Origin of the sequence: Flammeovirga agarivorans, from assembly GCF_012641475.1 — a bacterium.
Taxonomy (GTDB): domain Bacteria; phylum Bacteroidota; class Bacteroidia; order Cytophagales; family Flammeovirgaceae; genus Flammeovirga; species Flammeovirga agarivorans.
This window is the reverse complement of the sequence record NZ_JABAIL010000001.1, coordinates 381,867-405,359: the sequence shown is the minus strand read 5'-3', so window position 1 is coordinate 405,359 and position 23,493 is coordinate 381,867. Positions and strand designations below refer to the sequence as shown.

10 protein-coding genes are annotated in these 23,493 nt (G+C 34.1%); all 10 read right to left on the bottom strand.

Going from position 1 to position 23,493, the window contains the following annotated elements:
* Positions 1–54: 54 nt before the first annotated feature.
* Entirely contained in the window at positions 55–1,815 is a 1,761-nt protein-coding gene (locus tag HGP29_RS01675) for an arylsulfatase (RefSeq protein WP_168880574.1), read from the bottom strand.
* A 168-nt stretch (positions 1,816–1,983) separates the two neighbouring features.
* Positions 1,984–3,540 carry a S1C family serine protease gene (locus HGP29_RS01670; protein WP_168880573.1) on the bottom strand — a complete coding sequence of 519 codons (1,557 nt, stop codon included), beginning with the start codon at positions 3,538–3,540 and terminating at the stop codon, positions 1,984–1,986.
* A gap of 88 nt (positions 3,541–3,628) precedes the next feature.
* A complete protein-coding gene (locus HGP29_RS01665; RefSeq protein ID WP_168880572.1) occupies positions 3,629–5,236 on the bottom strand; it encodes a S1C family serine protease in 1,608 nt (535 codons plus the stop codon).
* A gap of 92 nt (positions 5,237–5,328) precedes the next feature.
* Entirely contained in the window at positions 5,329–5,688 is a 360-nt protein-coding gene (locus HGP29_RS01660) for a hypothetical protein (protein WP_168880571.1), read from the bottom strand.
* A 184-nt stretch (positions 5,689–5,872) separates the two neighbouring features.
* Positions 5,873–6,601, bottom strand: a complete 729-nt coding sequence (gene bshB1 / locus HGP29_RS01655; RefSeq protein ID WP_168880570.1) for a bacillithiol biosynthesis deacetylase BshB1 — start codon at positions 6,599–6,601, stop codon at positions 5,873–5,875.
* 20 nt (positions 6,602–6,621) lie between these two features.
* Positions 6,622–7,050 carry a YybH family protein gene (locus HGP29_RS01650; RefSeq protein ID WP_168880569.1) on the bottom strand — a complete coding sequence of 143 codons (429 nt, stop codon included), beginning with the start codon at positions 7,048–7,050 and terminating at the stop codon, positions 6,622–6,624.
* Between the two features lie 205 nt (positions 7,051–7,255).
* Positions 7,256–8,518: a GTPase HflX gene (gene hflX / locus HGP29_RS01645; RefSeq protein ID WP_168880568.1), complete on the bottom strand. Its 1,263-nt coding sequence runs from the start codon at positions 8,516–8,518 to the stop codon at positions 7,256–7,258.
* 129 nt (positions 8,519–8,647) lie between these two features.
* A complete protein-coding gene (locus tag HGP29_RS01640) occupies positions 8,648–9,835 on the bottom strand; it encodes a class I SAM-dependent methyltransferase (protein ID WP_168880567.1) in 1,188 nt (395 codons plus the stop codon).
* 73 nt (positions 9,836–9,908) lie between these two features.
* Entirely contained in the window at positions 9,909–13,694 is a 3,786-nt protein-coding gene (locus tag HGP29_RS01635; RefSeq protein WP_168880566.1) for a GEVED domain-containing protein, read from the bottom strand.
* Between the two features lie 178 nt (positions 13,695–13,872).
* Positions 13,873–23,403, bottom strand: coding sequence for a T9SS type A sorting domain-containing protein (locus HGP29_RS01630; protein ID WP_168880565.1), 9,531 nt, complete (start codon positions 23,401–23,403; stop codon positions 13,873–13,875).
* Positions 23,404–23,493: the final 90 nt, after the last annotated feature.

Below are 23,493 nucleotides of genomic sequence, written 5' to 3'. Positions count from 1 at the left end.
TTTATATACTCTATTTTTTCTTTATCATTAACATCAAAAACACTAAAAAAAGCCTTATTTAGCAGCCTTAAAGGGACTCCAAGAAGCCTCTACATTGATAATATTATGATCATATGAGTATTTTTTATACAGAGAAATCATTGAGGCAAATCTTTCTCTTTCTAACTTTTCTAAAGGCACCGTTTCAGAAGGGTCTTCAACAATATTATAAAGATGCCATTCTCCGTCACCAAACATTCCTGTTCGAACTTTGATGATTTTATAGTCTCCTTTTATCAAGTAACTATTTCCAAAAAGCTCAAATGCATACCAATCTTTTTCTGTTCGTACTTCATCAGTTTGCTGGTCTAAAAATGGTTTCATTGTTATACCACTTGGAGAAATTATTTTCCTTCCTTTATACTCTGTTTGTGGATGTTCGATACCTGCATATTCCAATATTGTCATGGGAATATCTTTAACACTTACTACAGCATCTGAAAGTTCTCCCGCTCTTTCATAGTTTTCTGTAAATGCTTTTGGTGGTACTATAATCATTGGAACTCGAATTCCTCCTTCACCAATAAACCATTTCCACCATTGCAATCCTCCAGTTGTTGCGTTCGCCCAAGAGACGCCTATTGTATGGGCTGAGTTAGCCTGACCAATATTCTCAAAAGACTGATCAAAATTAGCTTCAATCCATTGGTTAAACACGGCATTTCCTACTTCAGGATTACTAGGATCCATACCTTCCGGACCGTTATCTGTTAAATAAATAATTAATGTATTATCCAATTGATCAGTTCTTTCTAGATAATCAATAATCTGACCTGTACGAATGTCCTGATCTTCTATCATAGCTGCATAAGTCGCCATAATTTTAGCTTGCATTCTTTTTTCATCCTCGGATAATTGAGACCACTCTTCTGTTAAATCATTTTGAGGTGCTTCATTAGTATTTTGTGATAAAATACCTTGTGATACCAACTGATCGTACCTTGCTTTCTTTAGACCTTCATAACCTTTTTCATAGTAATACTCAAAGTATTTACCTACTAGCTCTTGAGGAGCCTGTACGGGAAAATGTGCTGTAGTAAATGCCATATATGCGAACCAAGGCTTCCCTGATTCTCTATCTTCTTTAATGAATTGAATCATTTGATTGGTATACAACTCACTGGAATATATTCCTTCCGGACGAGTATAAGATTGTCCGTTTAAAGACCATTCTTCTCGATCAATACCTGGCATCTTCCCTTCTTCTATCAATTTCTGATTTTTAGGAGTAGTCATATCTGGCACCATCACTCGATCATTCCAATGATTGGATCCTCCTGATAATATTCCAAACTCTTTAGTAAATCCCCATTCCATAGGTAAATCGCCTTCTTCGCCATTTCCCAAATGCCATTTCCCTGATTTATATACATTGTAGCCTGCATCATTCAATAACTCTGAGATCGCTACTGCATCATGGGTGAGGTATCCTTCGTATCCTTTTTTTCCAACAGATTCAGGATATACAGCATAATCAAAAGTACCTAGACCTATTTCATGACTATTATTTCCTGTCAATAGCATGCCTCTAGTCACAGAACAAACTGGAGAAGCATGAAAATTTGTAAATCTTACCCCATGATCAGCAAGCTTAGACATATTAGGGGTATTAATTTCAGAACCATATGGTGCCAAATCACCAAAGGCAATATCATCTCCAACGATTAATAAAATATTGGGACGTTTTTCAGTATTATTATTTGAAGTAACTTTTTGAGGAGTGTCACAAGAATAGAATACTATTGCAACACAAGAAATTATAAGTAGCTTTTTCATTTCAATAATATTTTTGTGATATAATCTTTCTTTCTATCACAAAAGTACCTGATATTCAACTGCCTTTAGTTGAACAAAAATGAATACAAGTTGAATCTAGTCTATAAAAAAACGGATAGTACTCATTAGAGAATACTATCCGTTTTCTTTATAATTTTTATCAGAAGACTAATTATCTACTTCAACAAAATCAAGATGTAATTTTTCATGAATTAAGTGTGAAGGAATACCAAAAGCTACACCTTCAATCCCTAGTCCACTTAATTTTGATGATACTACCCCTAGAACCATCCCTTGTTTCGTACATATTACTCCACCACTATTACCACCATTGATACTGGCATCCGTTTGTAATAATGTTTGACCTGATTTATTTTCTCTAATACCTGAAATAATACCTTTTGAAACCGTTGAATTTAAGTCATCAGCAGTAGGTGTACCAATGACATAAACCTCTTGAGCAATTGTATGTTCCTTTGTATTACTCACTTTGAATGGAACCAAGTCTTTTGCCTCAATTTTAATTAATGCCAAATCATTCACCCTGTCTACTCTTATTATTTCATGCTTAAATGACCTTCCATCATTTAAAACTACTTCATAATCTTTACCACTATCAGAAATTACATGATAATTAGTAATGATATAACCATTTTCAGAGATGATAAATCCACTCCCATGACCATTTTCATTCTTAATTGTTACGGAAGCATCTACTGCTTGATTCATGTTGGAAACATATTTCGGTGCTGAAGGGATTGGTAATGAAGCAAAGCTTTCTTCTTTAATATCAGTAGTCACCTTTAAGTGCTCTTTCACTTCTTTTAGGTTCATAAACTGAACTAAAGACTTTTCAATAGTTGTATTTATTGCTTTGAAAGAACCTGTTTCCGAAGGACTATCTACAACTTTTCCTACCACAAACTGATCTGACTTTGTAGATATTGTTCTTTTGTAAATAGGTTTTTTATAGTAATCTAAAATTTCCCATTCGATTTTAAATTTAACTGTGATAAAATCAACATTTGAACCATAATGTGATTTTACATGCTCAGTTTCCATTGCTACTAAATTAGCATTTAAATATGCATTATTTAAATACGAATTATTCAGTGCTTTATTTTCTTTGTTGATAAACCCTTTATCATGAAGGGTAACATTCAGTATATCTGAAAATACTGTATTTTCAACATCAATATCTTCTTTTTCGTAGTACTTGTCGTAATAATTACTCTCTACGCCTTTTAAATAGTTTCTGTACTTAATGAAAAGCTTTTGATTTTGTACACTCTTATCAAGATCTACAGAAACCTTATTTAATCGTACATCTTTTAACTCACTTCCTTTTTCATATAACTCCCTTTTCATTTTAGTAACGCTATATGATTTATCAAAATTGAAAGCTTTATCCCCGTTATCTAAAGCAGGTGGCAAAATATAAAAGACAAAAGCCCATGATAAATAATATAAAGGATGTCTTTTATAACCTATCAATACTCTATTTTCGTCTTGATACCCTTCTTTAGTTACCGTTAGTTGATGTGGTGTTTTTGATCTACTTACATGAACCTTTCCATTCTTGATTTTTGGTTCTTCACCATTGACAAGAATAGTGGCTCCCTTATCAGTCTGAATTCTAACTCTTTGATACTTCCCATTCAAAATTGTAGCACAACCACTAAAGAGAAAAGAAGTAATTAATAGAGTGATAATTATCTTATACATGATACAATAGTTACCTGAAAAAAATTACTAGAAGGTAAAACTTAAAAAGCTAGCCCTTAGATAAAGACTAGCCTTTTAAACGGATTATTTATTTTTCAACAGTAGTGTATTTGATTTTCAATTTCTCAAAAATAAGGTACGACGGAATACCAAAAGCTACCCCTTCAATACCTAATCCTCTTAGTTTTGAAGATACCACACCTAAAGCCAAACCTTCTTTAGTACATATTACTCCCCCACTGTTACCTCCATTAATACTTGCATCAGTCTGTAATATTTTTTGACCTGACTTATTTTTTCGGATACCAGAAATAATACCTTTTGAAACTGTCGATCCTAAATCTTCAGCTGTTGGAGTACCTACTGCATAAATTTCTTTAGCAATTTCGATTTCTTCTGACGCACTGATTTTATAAGGAATTAACTCTTCTGCGTTAATTTTCAATAACGCTAAATCATTAACCTTATCTACTCTAGTGATTTCAGGTGTAAATGTATCTCCGTTATTCATTACTACTTCCAATGGTTTCGAATCATCTGAAATAACATGATAATTCGTAATGATATATCCGTTTTCTGAAATGATAAACCCGCTACCATGACCGTCTTCATTTTTAATCGTCACAGAAGAGTTAATCGCTTCATTCATGGTCGATACATACTGAGAAGCAACAGGAATATTTAACACTGGGAAGCTGTTTTCTCTAAGTTGCTCTTCAGAAACTTTGATATGCTCTTTCACTTCTTTAAAGTTCATAAACTGAATCAAAGATCTGCTAATCGCATCACTTGAAGCAATAAAGAATGCTGCAGACACTGCATCTTCTCCATTATTAGGGATAACAATTTGCCCCGAATTCGCTTTAATTGTTCTCTTATAAATTTGTTTCTTGTAGTAATCTAAAATTTCCCACTCAATTTTTAATGTAGCATTCAAGAACTTACCACTCGACAATTTAGCGTTACTATTAATGACGTCTACATCTATTTCAACAAGATTAGCATTTAAATAAACATTGTTTAGGTAAGAGCTATTTAGTGCTTTGTTATCTTTGTTGATAAAACCTTTGTCATGTAAAATTGAGTTGAGCATGTCTGTAAATACAGTATTCTCAATATCGATATCTTCTCTTTCAATCTTAATTGATTTTTTAGGATTGTGTGTTGAGTAGTATTTTTTGCCTTTTAGATACTGCTTATAATTGAAGAAAATATCATAATTCAACTTCTTTTTATCAACAGAAACAGATACCTGATTTAATCGAACATCTTTGATATTGTCTTCTTTCTCATACAAGTCGCGTTTCATTTTCGAGAAATCATATGCCTTATCATAATTCATTGATTTCTGCCCATAATCAAAGAGAGCTCCAAATATGAACATGCCTCCCACGGGATTAATGAAATAAGTAAGAGGTAAACCTAATGACACAAAAAAGAGAGGTGATTTTCGGTGTGCTACTACAGCATGGTATTCATCTTGATAACCATCTTTAGTAATCACAATTTGCTGAGGATCTCTACCTCTTTTGATATAATACTTACCGTCTTTCTTTTTTGGTGTATCACCATTAATTGTAAGTTTCGATCCCTTAGCTGTTTTTATAGCAACTTTTTGAAACCTAGGATTTAGAATAGACGCACATCCGCCAAATAGTAGTCCACAGAGAGCTAATAGAGAGATTAATTTTCTCATTCAACAATAGTTTAAATTAAGAAGTTTGAAGTAAAAAAAATGCCATAAACTCATTAGAATAAGTTTATGGCATTAAGATATAAATTAATATATTATTTATGAAATACAGGACAATCTTCCACATGGAAAATTCTCACCAATCCATTTATAAGTTCTTCTGAAGAATAATGTTGACCACCATCCAGCATTTGTCTTTCTAGTAAATCAAGCACTTCATTTACATATCCTTCTACAATTTGTCGGATTGTAGCTTTAGATTCTTCAGGAATTTGCTTTTTAAAGCGATCCAATTCTCCATCAACGAAAACCTTAAACAACGCAGCAACTTCCTCTTTTGCTTTTTCAACAGAAGTGGAAATTCTATGACGATGATAAGGACATAAGCTAGCTAAAGCTTTATTGTCACGGTTCTGGATCAATAAGTTCTTAATAGAAGATTCTAGACGTTGCATAATTATAATAAGTGCATTATCTCACCCTACAAATGTAGTGATTTTTAATAGGTTTGTAACATATAATTTACCTTTTTAACTCTTTAGTTTTGGTGATCTTCGACACCATTTTATATAAAAGTCTAAAAATAAGCCACTTACACTATCATAAAATTCAAACAATACGTCCAGTTTTTTTGTTTTACTAGACTAGGTCAAATAGGTCATTTACCTTAATTGGAGCTGATTTCATGAAGCCTTCAGCAAACTGAGCCCCAACTCTTTGACCATATTCTCTGGCTCTCGCTTCTAAAAATTGCATAAATTGAGGCGTAGAGATAAATGTCTGAGGCTCACCCGGTGCCGCATCTGCATCCCCCACAAAAAACTGAGAAGCAAAAGCTTTTATTGCTTCTACTTTCACATCCCATTGCTCAGTTACATCTACAACAAAGTCTGGTGTTAGATAATTAGACTGGATTACATGAAATACATTTTTAGGTCTCCAAGGCTCTTGCTCTTTACCATTTTCTATAGTAACCACCTTTCTTAATCCACTCATAAAACATGAATCAATAACTAACCTTGCTCCTTTTCCGTGGTCTGGGTGGCGGTCTTCTACTGCATTTGTGATAATAATATCCGGTTGGTATTTACGAATAATACGAGAGACTTCCTTTTGATGTTCCGCATCATTTTTGAAATAAAAATCTGCAAACCCCAAGTTTTCTCTAACAGATAACCCCATAATTTTGGATGCTTTTTCTGCTTCTTCCATTCTTAATTCAGGAGTACCTCTTGTTCCCATTTCGCCTTTGGTAAGGTCTACAATACCAACCTTTTTACCTTGTTGAATGGCTTTTACTAATGTACCTGAACAGCTTAATTCCGCATCATCAGGGTGGGCCACGATGACTAATATATCTAATTTCATGATTTTCTTAAGGGTATAGATTATGATGAATGATCAGCAATGATCACCCATTTTCCATTGATTTTTTTCCAAGTTAAGGAGAAATGTCCTTCTAAGTCTTTTGATTCTCTTGTCAAATGCCACTTGCCTATTACCAAGGCAACATTATCTGATAATTTTTCTGTTTTAAGAATCGTAAAATGAAGTTTACCCATCGCTTTCGCATCCGGATATGATCTTTTATAATTATCCAAAGTAGCTTGCCATCCATTGGTTACTCCACTTTTCCCAATAAATAATAGGTCTTCAGATTCCCAATAGCCATCCATAAAGCCTTCTAAATCTGCTCTATTCCAAGCTTTTTCCTGCTTATTCAAAATGGATTGTATTTTCTGTAAATCAGAGTCTTTTGATTGAGAATACCCTTGAAGGGATATAAATATAAGAAGTAGTAAAAAAAGTCTTTTCATCTGATGCTTTGATTTGAAATGGTATTACTTCTATCAATATGTAATTCAATAAAATTAAAGGTCGAAGTTATGTGTTTCTAGTTTCATTAAGAAATACTTTTCCTTTGAATGTAGTCCACTTCATTCTTCTATAAAAAAAAGGAGACATACTTTCATATATCTCCATTTCTTGAATGTATAACTAGAATAAGAGAATAATGTTTTCCTATTCGTCTTCGTCTGAACTACTCTCTTGCATTGGCCATTCTCCACCGTTATCCAACCACAATTGGTTATAAGCAAATGAGTGGTGATTAGGATAAATCTTGTAGAATTTATCAGATACCAATTCAAAGATCTTACGTTTTAACTCATCAACACCTTCTTTCTTTATTGCAGATAGGAAAATGTGATTGTATTCTTTTGCAAGGTAGCTTTCCTTCCATTCTTCAAGAGTTGCAGGAGGATGATCCTCAAATGGAGGATACTCTCTATCCACATAGTTATCTACTTTATTGAAAACAAGCAACGTAGGTTTATCTGTCGCTTTGATTTCCAATAATGTTTTGTTCACTATCTCAATATGCTCTTCAAAAGATTCATGAGAGATATCTACAACATGAATCAAAATATCTGCCTCTACAATTTCGTCTAGTGTAGATTTAAAAGATTCAATCAGTGTAGTAGGTAACTTTCTAATAAACCCTACAGTATCTGTCATCAAGAAAGGAACATTGTTCATTGTTATCTTTCTTACTGTAGAGTCTACTGTTGCAAAGAGTTTATTTTCTGCAAATACATCTGCCTTACTCAGCAATCGCATAATCGTAGATTTACCTACGTTGGTATACCCTACCAATGCCACACGAACCTCACGGTCACGGTTTTTTCTTCGTAAGTCAGACTGTGTTTCAATTTTCTTTAATTTCTTTCGCAACAAAGATATTTTGTCACGAATAATACGCTTATCCGTTTCCAATTCTGTTTCACCAGGACCTTTCATACCTACACCACCTCTTTGTCTAGAGTGGTGAGTCCATAAGTTGGTCAGTCTTGGTAACATATATTGGTATTGTGCCAATTCTACCTGAGTTTTTGCCTGAGCAGACTTAGCGCGCATGGCAAAGATTTGAAGAATTAGTAACGAACGGTCAATGATCATTACATCCTCAATTTCTTTATCCAAGTTTCTTGCATGGGCAGAAGATAAATCATCATCAAAAATGATTGTATCAATTCCTTCCGCCTTTACAAAAGTTAGAATCTCCTCTAACTTACCTTTACCCACAAAAGTTCTTTTGTCGGGGTGGTCTAAACGTTGAATAAAAGTTTTTACGGTTTCGATCCCTAAAGTAGAAGCCAAGAATGCCAACTCGTCTAAGTATTCTTCTGCCTTTTCTAACTTTTGATCTTTAAGTGATACACCAACCAAAACGGCTCTTGGTGCTTTATCACTTTCTGCTTTTATATGATGAAATTCTTTTTTCAAGAAATTATATTTTTTTGATGTGGCGAAAAGTGATATTCACTTTCATCACTTTTATATATATGTAATCAAATCGTTACTTGTGGAATAGAGAAACAAAATATTTCAGCTCAACACAAGTACTTTACGAAATTACGAAATAGTTATGTTCATCTCTAACAACTCTTCAAGATGATGAGAAGTTATACCATGAATACGCTTTATTTCATTGATTTGCTCTACTACCTCAGGTTTTGGAGTTGTTCTTTTCTCTTCTTGAACACCAACGACCAATACATTTTTAGGTGTATGTTCTGTAGTGATGAACTCAAAAACCTTTGTTTTATAACCGTAAGCTTCCATTATTAACGCTCGGATACCATCGGTTAATAATTCAGCCTGACGTTCTTTTAGAATACCAAACTGTGTAATCTTACTTAAAGAGTCTTCTGGATTAATTTGTTTTCTGATTTGTTTGTGACAACAAGGTGCACATACAATCACTTTCGACTGTGCTTGAATTCCTCTATAAATCGCATCGTCTGTGGCAGTATCACAAGCATGTAAAGCGATCAGTAAATCAATCCCTGGAAGTTCCGCTTCTTTAATAGTTCCTTCGACAAACTCAAGGTCATCGAATTTCGAACGCTCCGCAATACCATTACATTTCTCGACCAACTCCTTACGCATTTCCACACCGATAACATGTGGCTTTTGCTTAATTACGTTCGTTAAATAATCGTATAAACCAAAAGTCAAGTAGCCTTTCCCTGCCCCCATGTCTACAACATTGTAGGATGCATCGAATTTTACATTCTTCAAAATACCATCAATAATCTCAACATATTTATTAAGCTGACGGTATTTATCTTGCATACTGTTCTTTACTTTAAACTCTTTGGTAGTAACGCCAAGTTCTTGTAAATAAACATTGTCTTTAGTACCAATAAGGCGGTTCTTTTGCTTATCGTGTTGAAGTTTTGGTTTCTCTTTTGTCGACGCTGCCTTTACTCTAAGTTTTGCAGAATTCTTTGGAGAGATCAATAAGTGATAATCTGCTTCAACAGTATATAAATCTGCATTATAGAAGTTTTCTTCAAGGTATTTCATCACCTTTTCCACCACTTCTTCAACAGGGTAATTTTTAGTAATATCTTTTGTAGGATATCTATATAAACACGAAAGGTGAAGTCCTTTTTTTAATTCTACCAATTTACCATTAATAGATTTAAGGTCATTTTCCTTTACTCGTTTATTCGATAAAGTGATTTTTACAAAAGTGTTATTCTTTAAACTATCCTTTAGATGTTGTTCGAACTTATCTACGTTAATGAGACTCATATACTTAATTAATCAAATTTCCCTGCAAAAGTACGGAATTGATTGAAAGTATCGCTCTTAATAGATTCAAAAGTTAACGAACGAATGGAAAACGATGAACTGTTTCTCCTTCTTTCAAAATCAAGTGATAATATCCATTAGGTAAATGTGTATATATTAACTCCTTCCCTGTCAATGCTCCATTATCGATCAGATGTCCTTTTGCATCATAGATAAAATAAGTTGGTGTCTCTAAAAAGTCTCTAGAGAAACTCAGCTTTTGAGTATTTAACAATGGATCTGTACCATGAATTTCTAGATTTTCCGCTAACTGATTTCCCAAGGTTGAAACTCCAGGAATTGTAGTTACTTCGATATAGTCAGTATTAACTTTCTTTTCATCATTGGCATATATAGTAGTAATCGCCAATCGGTAAGTAGTATTAGGTGTCAAATCAGATAATTCAAAAGAGGTGATATCTGCTTCTAGCTCTGTTATTTGATCGATTCCTTCTACTTGAACCGAATAAAATTCAGCATTTTCGATGTTATTCCATTCAAAAGAAATCGCATTATCCACTACCTGAAGTATTGAAATAGTTGGGTTTTCAAACGTCACTCTATTGACATAAACCGTAGTTGGTTCACTCCATTCCGAAGTAATTTCGTCTTCAAATAAAGTTCTAATAGCAATTGAATAGCTAGTCGCTTCTTCAACATCCATGGTTAAGTTTGTATTGGAGATTACTGATGAAGAGGAACGTTGATTATTAAGATTGACACATTTTATTTCATATCCTTCTGCAGCAAATACATCATCAAAAGCGATAGACAAAGCTGTCGAATCCTTTGTGATAGCTAGAGTAGGAATGTCAAGTACCCTTTCTCCTCCAACTGTAAAGTATAAGTCATCATAAAACTGATCGTTGACTAATCGAATATAATGATCTGTTTGAGACAACCATTCGGGCAAATCCAATAACAATACTCCATCTTCAATGATAAATGGCGTACTTTTTCCATCTAAAATTACTTCTTGTACTTGCGAGGCATTACTCACTGTTAAATTTAAAGATTCATCCCCTTGACTTACTGAAGCGGCGGCCATAATTTTAAATGGAAACGACAAATAGAATGGCTCACCATTATTATCAAAGACCGTTGTCCCATCAGTATTTTTCATCTTTACGTTGATGCCTAATGGAATATCTCTAATCTCTTCCAGCATTTCTTTTGTGATCACTCCAGATACGATATTATTGGATTGTGGCACCACCCTCAAGATTGAATTATTTGAGATTTGATATGTTTCGTACATACCAACAATTTCCATATCTAACAGTACAGGAGCATCAAAATCTAGATTATGATAAGCTAAATCTATACTTACTTCATAATCTACTTCTCCTACTTTACTAAAAAACTCTGTTGGCTGAAGCTGAAAATATCCATTTAACCCTTCTGCTCTTGTTTTAAACTGAATCTCTTCTGAATACTCTGAATCACCAAATTTCGCAGCAATGGTATACAGTTCTGACGGTTCTAAATTATCGATTTCCAACTCTTCGGTTGCATTAAAAACCAGTTCTTCATCATTAATTAAAACTGTAACCATATTTTGGTTATCAAAACCTGATAAGGTAAAATAGGCTTTTGAATCGTATACTCTAGCCAACTGAAGAAGTGGAGCAGATCCATTAGTTTGAAATCTAAATGACGATTGATCAACATGGTCTGCATAATTAAATACCACTTCATAGTTTGTAGAACTAATTAAATCAGTAATATTTAATTGCTCAGAAGCTGTTGTTCCTTCTTTTACAATTTCACCGTTTTGTTTCAGTTTATAGTGTAGAAACTCATTATTCCCATCAAATAACAACTGTATTTCTTGATCAGTTATGGCTAAAATTTGTGCTTCTGGAGCTTTTCTAATGGATGATGCATTTGCCACCCAACCAACGCCAGTATTTGATGCATCACTGTAGAAAACCAATTTAAGCTCACCTGATACATGAGTACTTACAACAGGTGCAACTGGATAATAGTCTCCTGAAATTCTTGTAATCAGTTCATCGGTATCGCCATTGTAAATCTCCAAATAATCGATTCCTGGTTCTAGGTAGAAATCAACTAAATCAAAAGACACTTTATGTTGTTGGTCAATTGGTTTTAAAAGCTGAGTAATTTGTTGATTGGAATGGTAAAAACTATTTAAACCTTGCGGATCTGTATGTGTTAACTGATCTACTGTTAAAGGATGTGCTTCCATCACATAAACATCAGTCATTAATGTTTTTATATCTACCCATTCTGACCAAGCTGAATTGTTAGACCGAATTCTAAATTGATACGCTGTATTTGGAATTAAATCCTCTACCGATACATAATTAGAATAAAAGACTTCAATATTGGTTTCTTCACCATTTTTGACTTCTACCTTATAATATTCAGCACTTTCATCTTCCCAGTACAATTCTATTTGATCAGTATAAGACGCCTTATATAATAATTGAGGCGCTGACGATAAAGTTGCAAATGTTTTTTCTGTACCAAAGGCATAACCATCCTTTCTAATCTTAACTTTATAGGTATGTGATTTTGATAACCCTTCTATGAGGTAATGATCCGATGTAGTCGTATAAATGGAGAACTCTTTTGTTGTATTATCTTGTAATTCCAATGTATAAACATCGTTCGCATTGTTATCAAAAACAATTTCAGCAAAGTTGTCTCCAGGTAGAATAGAAAACTCTTGATCCAAGGGTAATGCCTCAAAAACAACTACTTCAAAACCTTCAAAATTCTGAGAAGCATTGGTCATAAAAGTGAAATACACTTCAGAGGAATTAGAGAAAAATGTTCTGCCTTTAGCGACGTCTCCTGTCAGGTAAAAATTTAGATTTTTGATAGAGAACACTTCTTCAGAAGAGGCTATTAAGTAATCGTTATTGGCTTGTAGCTCACAATAATTGACTTTAATACCGACCACTGCATCTGGATTTGATGTACTAAACTTATGGACTCTTTTTTCTCGACTATTATAGGCTTCGTTTAAACTACTTGGGTCAGAGAAAATGATTGGAGAGGAAACAATAGTAGATGCTTTATCCTCAATTTTAATGGTAGAATTAGTAGCTAGTGTTTTTATCTTAAAAGGTACTGAATAGAGTAATTCATCAGTAGATTTAGCTTTTATAGTATACTCTTTATTAGGTTGTAAATCCGAAAAAGTAACTATTTCTGAGGAACTTTGCTGATGATATTCTTGATTATTTTCATCAATAAGAACGACATCTTTATTGATACCTATATCATCATCAAATGCAACTGATATACTATTACCACTGATGTAATGTTCTTGAGGAATCAGCAATGAAGGAGCTTGGAGATCAACAACGAAATCAACATAATCCGCTTTTTCATCAAAAGAACAGGAGAATGGAATATCATTGTATTTCATACCAATCCTAACGGTATAAGTATCTGATTTCATACCTGGAATATACCATTGGAAAGCAGAGGTTATCGTACCAGACTCTGGTGAGAGTTCTAGTAATACCTCATGATCATCGTCAAAATCATTGTCATGATTTAAATCGATAAATATGGCCCAGCCTTCCGGAATCATTGCTGTTCGGAAACCAGGAGTTAAAGTAATAGAATACTCTTTTGACGCATCAAAAGTAAATCTCGTCTTTACAGTCTCAAAACCATTACTCATAGATTGTTCTAATTGGTAGTTACCAATAGATATTTTATCAATCCATTCATTAGTGTCATTGGTTTTGGGTAAACAAGTAGTAGCAAAGAGAAAATTATTAGTAGTATTCAAATAAGCGAATAGCAGCAAAATAGCTACTTTCTGGTAGTTAATCATTGGGTGATAAGATTATGTATAGCATACGTTAGTAATACCAAGGGGCAAATATGTAAACAAAGAACACAAGAGCATAAATTTTCCTCACCAACTTCTTAGAATCTTATCATAAATACTTAATAAAAAACAAAAAGGCTACCACCAATTGGTGATAGCCTTTCCCACTCTGCTTATATAATTAGCGAATTATCAATTTTTTTACGACTGATTTCTTCGCATCGATCACTTTAATTAAGTACATACCAGAAGGTAAATCCCTTACACCAAATGAAGCTTCAGGATCTTCTGATGGATTATGAGTGATAGACTCAATTGTTAATCCATTGTTGTTCATTAATACAACTTGTACTTCTTGGTCGAAATTAGTGAACTGAATATTCACCACATCGCCATTGTTAGGGTTTGGATAAATCAACACTGATTCTTCATTGACCGTTTCCGTATCTTCAGATTCGTTGTTGATTACCACAGGTCCGAAGATCTCATACTGTCCGTCAAAATCTACTTGAACTAATCTATAGTACGATTGACCTCCATATGGTCTTTCATGAATATACGAATAATTTTTCGTAATATTTGAGTTACCTTGACCTTCTACAAAAGCGATTTCTTCGTAGTTTCTTCCATCAATTGACACTTCAATATAGAAACCTTCATTGTTTAATTCGGCAGCAGTACTCCAAGATAATGTCACACCATTATCTGCAAGTTCGCCTTCGAAGTAAACCAGCTCTACAGGAAGGTCATCACCTGCATTGGACACCGAAATAATATTATTATCATTACCTGGATTTCCAATTACTTCAGATAAAGTTCTTGCATTCGACATTAATCTAGAGCCACTTCCACTTGGACGAGTACCATAGAATGTAATTGGAGTAGATTGGATCACACCATCAGCAGGTAGATAATCTGGCTCTCCTGATTGTAAGTAATCCCAAGTTTCAGCACCGTCTGTGTGATATAACAATCTTACATCTTCTGCAGCTGCATAGCCATCCAGTTTACCATCAAATATAAAATTGACGTGAGTTGTAAATTCTTCAGACTGACGAGCTAATGTTTCTCCAACCGTCATTGGGTTTAACTCCCAGTGCCCTTCTGTATATACTGTATTAATATCAGCAGGTAAATCTAAATCCGAACCATCGCCTTTTATTTTCTTACCGCTTACATATTCAACTTGCCATACAATATGAGATTGTCCAGCATCAATTGTTTTATGTGAGAAGCCTGGGTCTTTCTGCTCAATTTGTCCTACTCCAATTGGATGGAAATCAGCCAAGTTACCTATAGGGAAGAAAGTTGCTCCTTCATGGTTTGCTTCTACTAAGAAATGTGCTAAACCAGTTATGTAAGAAGCAAAAGCTTTGTTCACTACCGCATCAGGATCATAGTTAATTGCTCCTCTATGGAACAAGAAACCATTTGAAGCAATTTTACCGTCAGTAAGATCTAATTCTTCACCAACAAATAAGTTACTTTGTAATTGGATTGCCTCTTCAGTAGTTTCAGAAGATGTGTTCATCACTACTACTTTTTTCAATGGCATATCTTTCGTATTACCCACCTGTACATGCTGAGTAGTAGTACCATCTAAGATAAATGTTAAATCATTATCACTAAGAACTACACCCGACTCGAAAGTAATATCCTTTTTAAAGACAAATTCTTTTTCACCCGATTTACTATTGAAACTTTTAATCACAGTACCGGCTTCTGCAATAAAGTTACCATGAATAACTAGTTTGGAACCTCCATTAAGATATAACCTCGCATGGTTGTTTTCAGCCATATCAGGATCTTTCTTTAAAGTTAAATCCGTCATCACTTCCACTTCCACCTCATTATTATTACCAATGATTAGTGTTGTTCCATCATTTACTGTTAGACCTTTATCTCCAATAGTAAGGTTACTATTTAATGTATACACAGGATATGTTTCTGCACCTAAACCATTGTCTGGAGCTACAAGTGTTAACTCGTTGATACCTGCAACATTGGTAGCGGCATTTACTTCGATAAAATCATTCGCATATGAACCATCACCATTTTTATTTTCTACATCAGTATAAGTAGCATTACCAGTGATATCCATAATAACACCACCATTATTTAGTGTTAAGAATTCTGACCAGTTATCATCGATCAATCTCTCGATTCTCATGATGATTAAACCTTTACCATCAACTTTACCTAAACTTGCTCCTTCTGAACCTGCTGCAATAATTAATTTACCATCGTAGTAAGTTGTATTTTCATCTTCTATTGTGATTTCAGAAAGTTCAACATCTTGATCTAATACTACTGCTGTACCTCTTCGTACTTTAACAATTGCACCTAAACCTGGTACATCGTCGGTAGGTTGCAATGCTTCATAACTACCTAAAGAGTAATCATAACGTTGCCAAGAAGAAGTAGAATTCCAAGCCAACTCAGTTAAACCATCATTGTCAACTTGAGTCATTGTTTGTCTTGGTTGTGTTCTAAAAATAGGTGTAAGATCTGCAATATCATCTGGGTGACCTATTACCATTAATGACTCAAATTTCGATTCCTGTAAGTTGGCAGGTAATAACGCATTTATATTGGCCATCAATGCAGCATTAATTAACACTGTACCGTAATTATCATTCTCATAAACATCGTTTACAGTGAAATCATAGAATGCATTCCCCACATTTACAGATGGAAGGTAAGTCGTTTCATCACCTCCATTGATAATATCTTCATCATTGTAGTGTAGGTTGACACTTAATTGAACACCTGTAGGAATATCTCTTATTGATCTTGAAGAATTGGATTTCACCATATTAATGTACCAACCAAAATCAATAATTCTAGCATCAGCTTGAGTTAGACCTTCTTCTATAGATTTTACTGGAATTTCATTCAATACATTGATTGAGACTCCAAAATTATCAGAAGTAGCTCCTGTTGTTAAGTCCAATTCAATTGGTGTAAACTTACTACCAACACCTAATGGAACAACCGTAGATTTTGTTTCCGTTTTAGCATACATCACATATACACCGCCGTTACGGTTTCTATCCGTTACTTCGATCATACTTGTATTACTGAAGTCATTTAATGTTGATGCATTCGTTGCACCTGTAATAGATGCTCCTTCTTCAATAATTAAAGTATTCTCATCAATCTGAAGATTACCACTTTTTAATTGTAAGCAATTCTCGATTGTCAAAGTCAGGAATAGATCTTCATTATCTGGATCTTTTAAAGAAGCGTGGTTCATATTATCAATCACCATACTGTAGATTGTCCCCTCTTCAGAATTGATAATTTGATTCGAAGTACCCGCCATATATAATTTACCATTACCTGAATTATCATTACTGATAGTACCGTTAGATAAGAATAAATCACCTAGTAAATAGATATCAGATTGTATTAAACCAGTATCATTCGTTTTTGGGCCAATTCTAGCACCTTCACCTAGCTCAAGGTTACCATTAATTAAAATACCACTTTGCCCATTCTCTGTTTGTGCATAAGTAATAATCAACTTTGAAGTCTCTTGAGTTACTTTTACATTTCCGAAATTATAAACACCCAAAGCAGATCCATCAGCATCTCTATCGTATAAATATTGAGTTGCTTTATTGAAGTAAGTCGTTGTATTTTCGGCCTCGTACGTTCCTGAGTTATAAATACTCTGATCGAACCATACGTCTTTTATCCCTTGTTCAAAAGTAGTTCCAGCGTTGATTAATAGATCACCACTGAAATACAAATCGTCTTCCAATACTTTTACAGTACCACTTTTCACTTCTGTATCACCCAATGGTAAAGTTGAGTGAATAGAGAATGTTGATGAATTGTCTCCTTCAATAAGAATTCTTGAAGGTAAACTTGTGTCTTCATTCTCATAGAAATTACTTAATGATTGTGTAGTTGGTGTTAGTAATAAACTGACATCATTAGCTCCATAAGAAGTAGATCCTTTGATTGTAAATGAAGTTGTAGGATTAGACTCATCATAAGTGAAATCTAAATTAATAGATCCATCATCAACGATTTCAAATATTGCTTTTTGATTATAATTACTAGGAAGAGTCTGACCACCAACAGTAAATGTACCACCACTTTGATAGAAGTGAAGTGCTCCTTTATCGTTGTTCAATACTCTACGAACTTGCCCGCCGACAACAAACTCACCTGCTTTTACATTAATCTTGGCATTACCAGAAATACCATAACTGATATAGTTATAAGAACCTTCATCGAAATCGACAGTACCACCATCTACTTCCAATAGACCATCTAATAACATACCACCAGTTGTAGCATGTGTAGAAGAAATTGTTACTGTCGCATTATTTTTTACGATTAAACCTGCATCAGAAGGAATATAATATTCTTCACCTCCTGAATTTAGTTCTACATTCCAAGCAGAAGATGGTTCTAATACAACAGTACCACTATTGATTAGGAAAGGTTTTTCTTCTGTGTCTCCATCAGCTGTTTTAGCAATAGTGAATGGATCCTGTATTGTGAAAGTTGTTGACTTACCTCTATTGAACGATACATCATATAATTCAATCGATGCTCTTTGCTCTGCATCAGGATACTCGAATGATGCATCTTCATCTCCAGTGAAGTTTAATGTTACTTTTGAAGCTTGTGCATCTGTTGCTCCATCACTATCATTGATTCCTCCACCATATAAATCGAAGTAAAGAATATCATTGATTTTTAAATTCTTTGAAACATTTAAAGTATGATGAACAGGTGTTGTTGCTATCCCTTGCTCGATGTATATATAGTTCTGGTTTTCAAGTACACCTTCTGATGATCTCTGAGATGAGAATAAAGTACCTGCATTGATTGTTTTAGGATGATTACCTTCTTTACCGAAGATAATAGCACCATCGTTATGTACTCTTAAGGTGTCATTTAAAGTGATGTTACCATTTGTAGTTTCACCATCGATATATAATGTACCTCTATATCTCACTTCTATAGCTTCTGCTTCAAAGTCATAGTCAAAGTAACATGCCCCTGAATGTAATTCTACAATTGGAAGTTTTGATAAATTCAATTGAGGCATTTTTGTTAATGCTGTTGCCCCAAAATCTGCTGCATGAGCTAAAGTAGTGATCGATTCTTCACCTGAAGTACCTTTCAATTTAAAAGGGAACATCAACTTTAATATACTTATCGGATTGTTGGTCCACTCTCCAAAGTCACCTATCAGTTTTGGTTCGAAGTAATCTTGATCCTCGTCTTTACCGAAGTTTAGTGCCAGCTCTCCTGCACCTGTTACTTTACCAATTTTCAGATCACCACCGTAAACTTCAATATTACCTCGTCTTCTTTCAGAGTGTTCAAATTTTAATTCCGCTACTTCAATATCTTTTTGAATGTAAGCATTTAATCCATTATCGTACTCTGCTTCACTGTAAGTTAACGTACTCTTACCTGTATTGATGATAATTCCTGTTGCACCAAAATCTTCAGTACCTAGAATTACAACATCATTTTTTGTAGGAATCTGACCACCGGCTCCAATTGGAGTTAAAGCATTAGCATCGTCATATTTTGACTCGTCTAAAACATACCAGTTTAAAGGGTTATCCCAAGAGTTATCCCCTTCTCCAGCACCATAATTGTACTGATATTTACCATCACCATCTAATGCTAGTTTATTTTGGTAAACCATAATTCTTGGTGCACCATCAAAACGAGTTGGATGACCTACTGTGTAGTTTGCATTTTCTAATACAAACCTATCAGAACCATCGTAATTTTCTTCGAATGCAAATACTAATTTATCTTGGTATACATCTAGAGGGTCAAACGCTAAATTTCCATCCCATCTAGACATTAGCATAATATCTCTTTTAATATCACTTACCGTTGGGTTGGTAATATCGCCATTAGCATCTATTTCCGGAGCATCAAAACTGATACGCTCATAAGTACTAGATACATTTGCATTGTTTTGTCTGATATAACTATCGTTGTCTAATACTTTACCAGGTACCAAATCTTCTAATTCAGAATCTGTTAAGTCATTAGAGTTAGAAGTAAATGGATTTAACCCTGAACCAAAATCATTTGGGATTTCGAAGAACCATCTTACTGTTGGTAAAGTCGCATCTTCTGTAAAAGAAGAACGTTTTACATTCCAATAAACACCTAATAATTCATCATTTGAATCTTGATTGGCAGTAGGTAATTGAGATAATGCCGGTGATACAGAAATATAACCAGAATTATTATCATCTACATTAGTCAAAACAACACTGGCAGGTGTATAGATATAATTTGAATTATCATCTCTTATAGCAACCGGAAAGTGAAGGGCTATACCGCCATATCTACGAGAGTTGGCCATATAGATGGCGTCATCATCATGTGATGCTGTATATTTTTTGTTGGTTAACTTATCATGGATATTAACAAACTCAAAGTCAGTTCTATTATTATCTACTTTTAATCTTAAGCCACCACTAGAAGCTTTACCATTCGTAACAAAGAAGTTATTGTATGTTTTGATATTTGTGTTACTTCTTTTTAAAGTACCAGTACCAAAACGAGGAATAATAGCATCCTCACAACCAGCATTTACTACATTATTGTCGCCATCTCTAGCACATGTTAAAGAATAACCTGTACCAAATGTAAAGCGATCGATAGTTAACTGATAATCCTGTAAATCCACAGTACCTGAAACATATTGTACACGATTAAATTTCACATCACTTGTAAAACTTAATGTGTGATCTTCAAGGTAGATACGAACGTTACCAAATACAGCGTTGTCGGTTGTTTCGATGGTTACATCACCTTCTCTAAACTTTAATAAGGCTTGTACACCTGCAGTACCTTCAGTATCTGACAATGTTTTTGTTCCATCATAAATACCAAATGTACCGAAGTTCTTTACTGTAGCACCTGTTCTAAATAATCGAACAGAATAATTTCTATGATCAAAAATACCTGAAAGTAATTCAAAGTCTCCTTCAAAATCAATTAAGTTAGACTCATTTTCATGGTATCCGATTGTAGCTTCGGTGTCATCAGAAATAGCAAAACTAGAATGGGCAACTAATGTTACTTTCTTGTCTTGTGTATCTTTATTGATTCTAAAATTACCTACTGAAATATTACCAACATCAAAAGTAATATCGTTAGCAATTTCATAATTAATGTTTAACTCAGAATCATCATTACCAATAAAGTTGATCCAATTTACCGACGATTGGAACCAATTTGCTTGATTAGTTCCTGTATTTCTTTGAATACCTGTATATACAAATGGTTCTTCTTTTGATAGGATTAGGTTTTTCTTGATGTATAAGTCTTTGTTGTTACCGTCCAACTTACTAGCAGCAAGGTTTAATGATCCATTGATATATAAATCATTGGCTGGAGTCACTACATTATTTCCACTCCATGAATAGGTAGCCTCTGCTAATTTTACAGTTCCATCTCCATAAGTATTTACATTATAAAGAGGTGCTGATGAATTTAGAATAAAGTTATTTCCTGCAGTTGTAAAGATATTGATTTCACCACCCTCTACATTTACGTTTTCAGGGTTAGCATCAATATGAATACCTTTATCATTTTCTGCATAGATATTTAACTCTGCTCCATCATACATCTCGAAAGAGTTATCTGAGAAAGGTAATACTAGCGTATAAAAAGCTTGGGATGTACCATAAAGGTGAGTAGTACCACCGTATAGTTTTATAGAACCTCTGTGTATAGCTGAAAGTGAACCTACCGTTGGACGAATCACTGTAGACTTTAACGTACCACTGTTTACTTCTAATTGTGATAATTCTCTTAAAACTATACCCATTGTAGGGTTGTTCACTCCATCGTTATATATATCGAATATACCTCCATCAAGATTAATCTTACCTGATACATAAAATACAAATCCACCACTCATAGTTAAGATACTTCCTGCTCCAATTTCAAGAGTTGCAGCTTCAGGAAGAGTATGAGAGTAGCTACTATTTGAGGCATTATTGAAATCATAACGAATTCCTCCTCCAGTATTTAAAATACCTTCGACAATGGTTAAACCTTTACCATCATTTCCTAATTTAAGGTTAGCTGATGAATTCGCTGAGATACTTAATCTACTTGTAAGCCCTTTGTTGACATACACTTGATAGATGTCTGTTGCACCATTAAATTCGAATTTTTGTTCTTCTACTTCATCAATAGCTCTTAATGATAATTTAGGAGCATCAACATTTCCTTCATTTAAAAAGTCTTTGTTGATATTGATAATATGACTTTGTGTATCGTTAGCGTGAGTATCGATTCCACCATTAGTTGCAATAGATAATGAATGACCAATATTCAGTGTTGATGCTGTTTCTACATATGTTGCTCCAGAAAAATCACCAAAGATCAAATTACCATTGACGATATTTAAATTACCATTGATGTCTAGATCCTGTGCATAAAAATTATTACCATTTATATCTATTTCAACGTTACCAAATTCGTAGTTAAATCCACTATTTAATACAATATCGTTACCTCCTTCAAATCTTAGTGTACCCCCTTTTCCAGTTGCTGCATCATAAGAATAAAATCCTACTGTAGGGTCCAAACCATATCCTAGTGGGACATTGTTTGTTTTTAAAGTAATAGTACCAGAACCTTGTATTGTTTGGAAGTTGTGCCCTGTAGTTTCTCCTAAATCCAAGATGCCATTTTCTTCAACGACCATCTTAGAGAAGTATAAATTATCTGCTGTAGCAGTAACTGTTTGTCCACCTAAAATGTGAATTTCATCGTTAGGTAAAGGTACACCATTAGTACCACCAACACCATTTGAACTCGTAGTCCAAGAATTGGCATCAGTAAATGTTTTGTATCCACCACCTGTAGTCGTATACCAAACATTAGATGAATAAAGGTTGTATTTTGAATCTAGATAAGTTTCTACATCTTCATGTAGTGTGTTACCTGAAGCAATTACATCATCTACTTTCTTATCGTAAACAATAATCTCTGCAATTTCACCTTGGAAAGTGTTATTTTCTACTGCTCCATGATTGTTAAATGGCAGTGCACCAATAAAGATTTTAGAGTAATCACCAAGATCTAAATCAGCAATTGTTGAATTTGTAAATTCTAACTCTAAGATGTGCCATGTACCATAACTCCACTTAGGATCAGAATCTCCCGACGCTGAAGTACCTGTAGTGTACGTTTCATTAAAGTCAAGGCTATATTTAAAACCTTGTCCTCCTCCTGTAACATTGAATCGGAAACCTCTTTCTGCTGAATAAGAAAAATCTTTTGCAGATAAAATTACTTGTTTACTTCCACCACCAATAAGATTTACATTTTGATAGGTTGAAGCTGAAGCATTTAATCCATCAATTTTGAATACAATGTACACTGACTTCATATCAGGAAGCGCTGTGGTACTATATAAGTAATCAGAATTGTTAAACTGGATTGTTTTGTTTCCTGAAACACCATTACTCAAGATAGTAGGTCTGTAGCCTGCATCTCCTGTAAATGTTAGATTAGGATTTCCGCCTTCCCCTGTAATGCTCCATGAAGAAACATCTCCACTCAATGAAGAAGGATCGAAGTGATACACTCTTCCGTCGGAAGGTGCTTGTGCATTAGTTGTTGATATAGTGAATAATAATGAGAGGATTGTCAACAAGTAAGCTAGTGATCGATTTGTAGAAAATATAAGCATAAACGATAATTTATCTATTCAGTAGAAATAGATTAAGCTGTAAATAAGTATATATAAGTGATCGTACTACAGGGTTTAAAACTGCAGTAT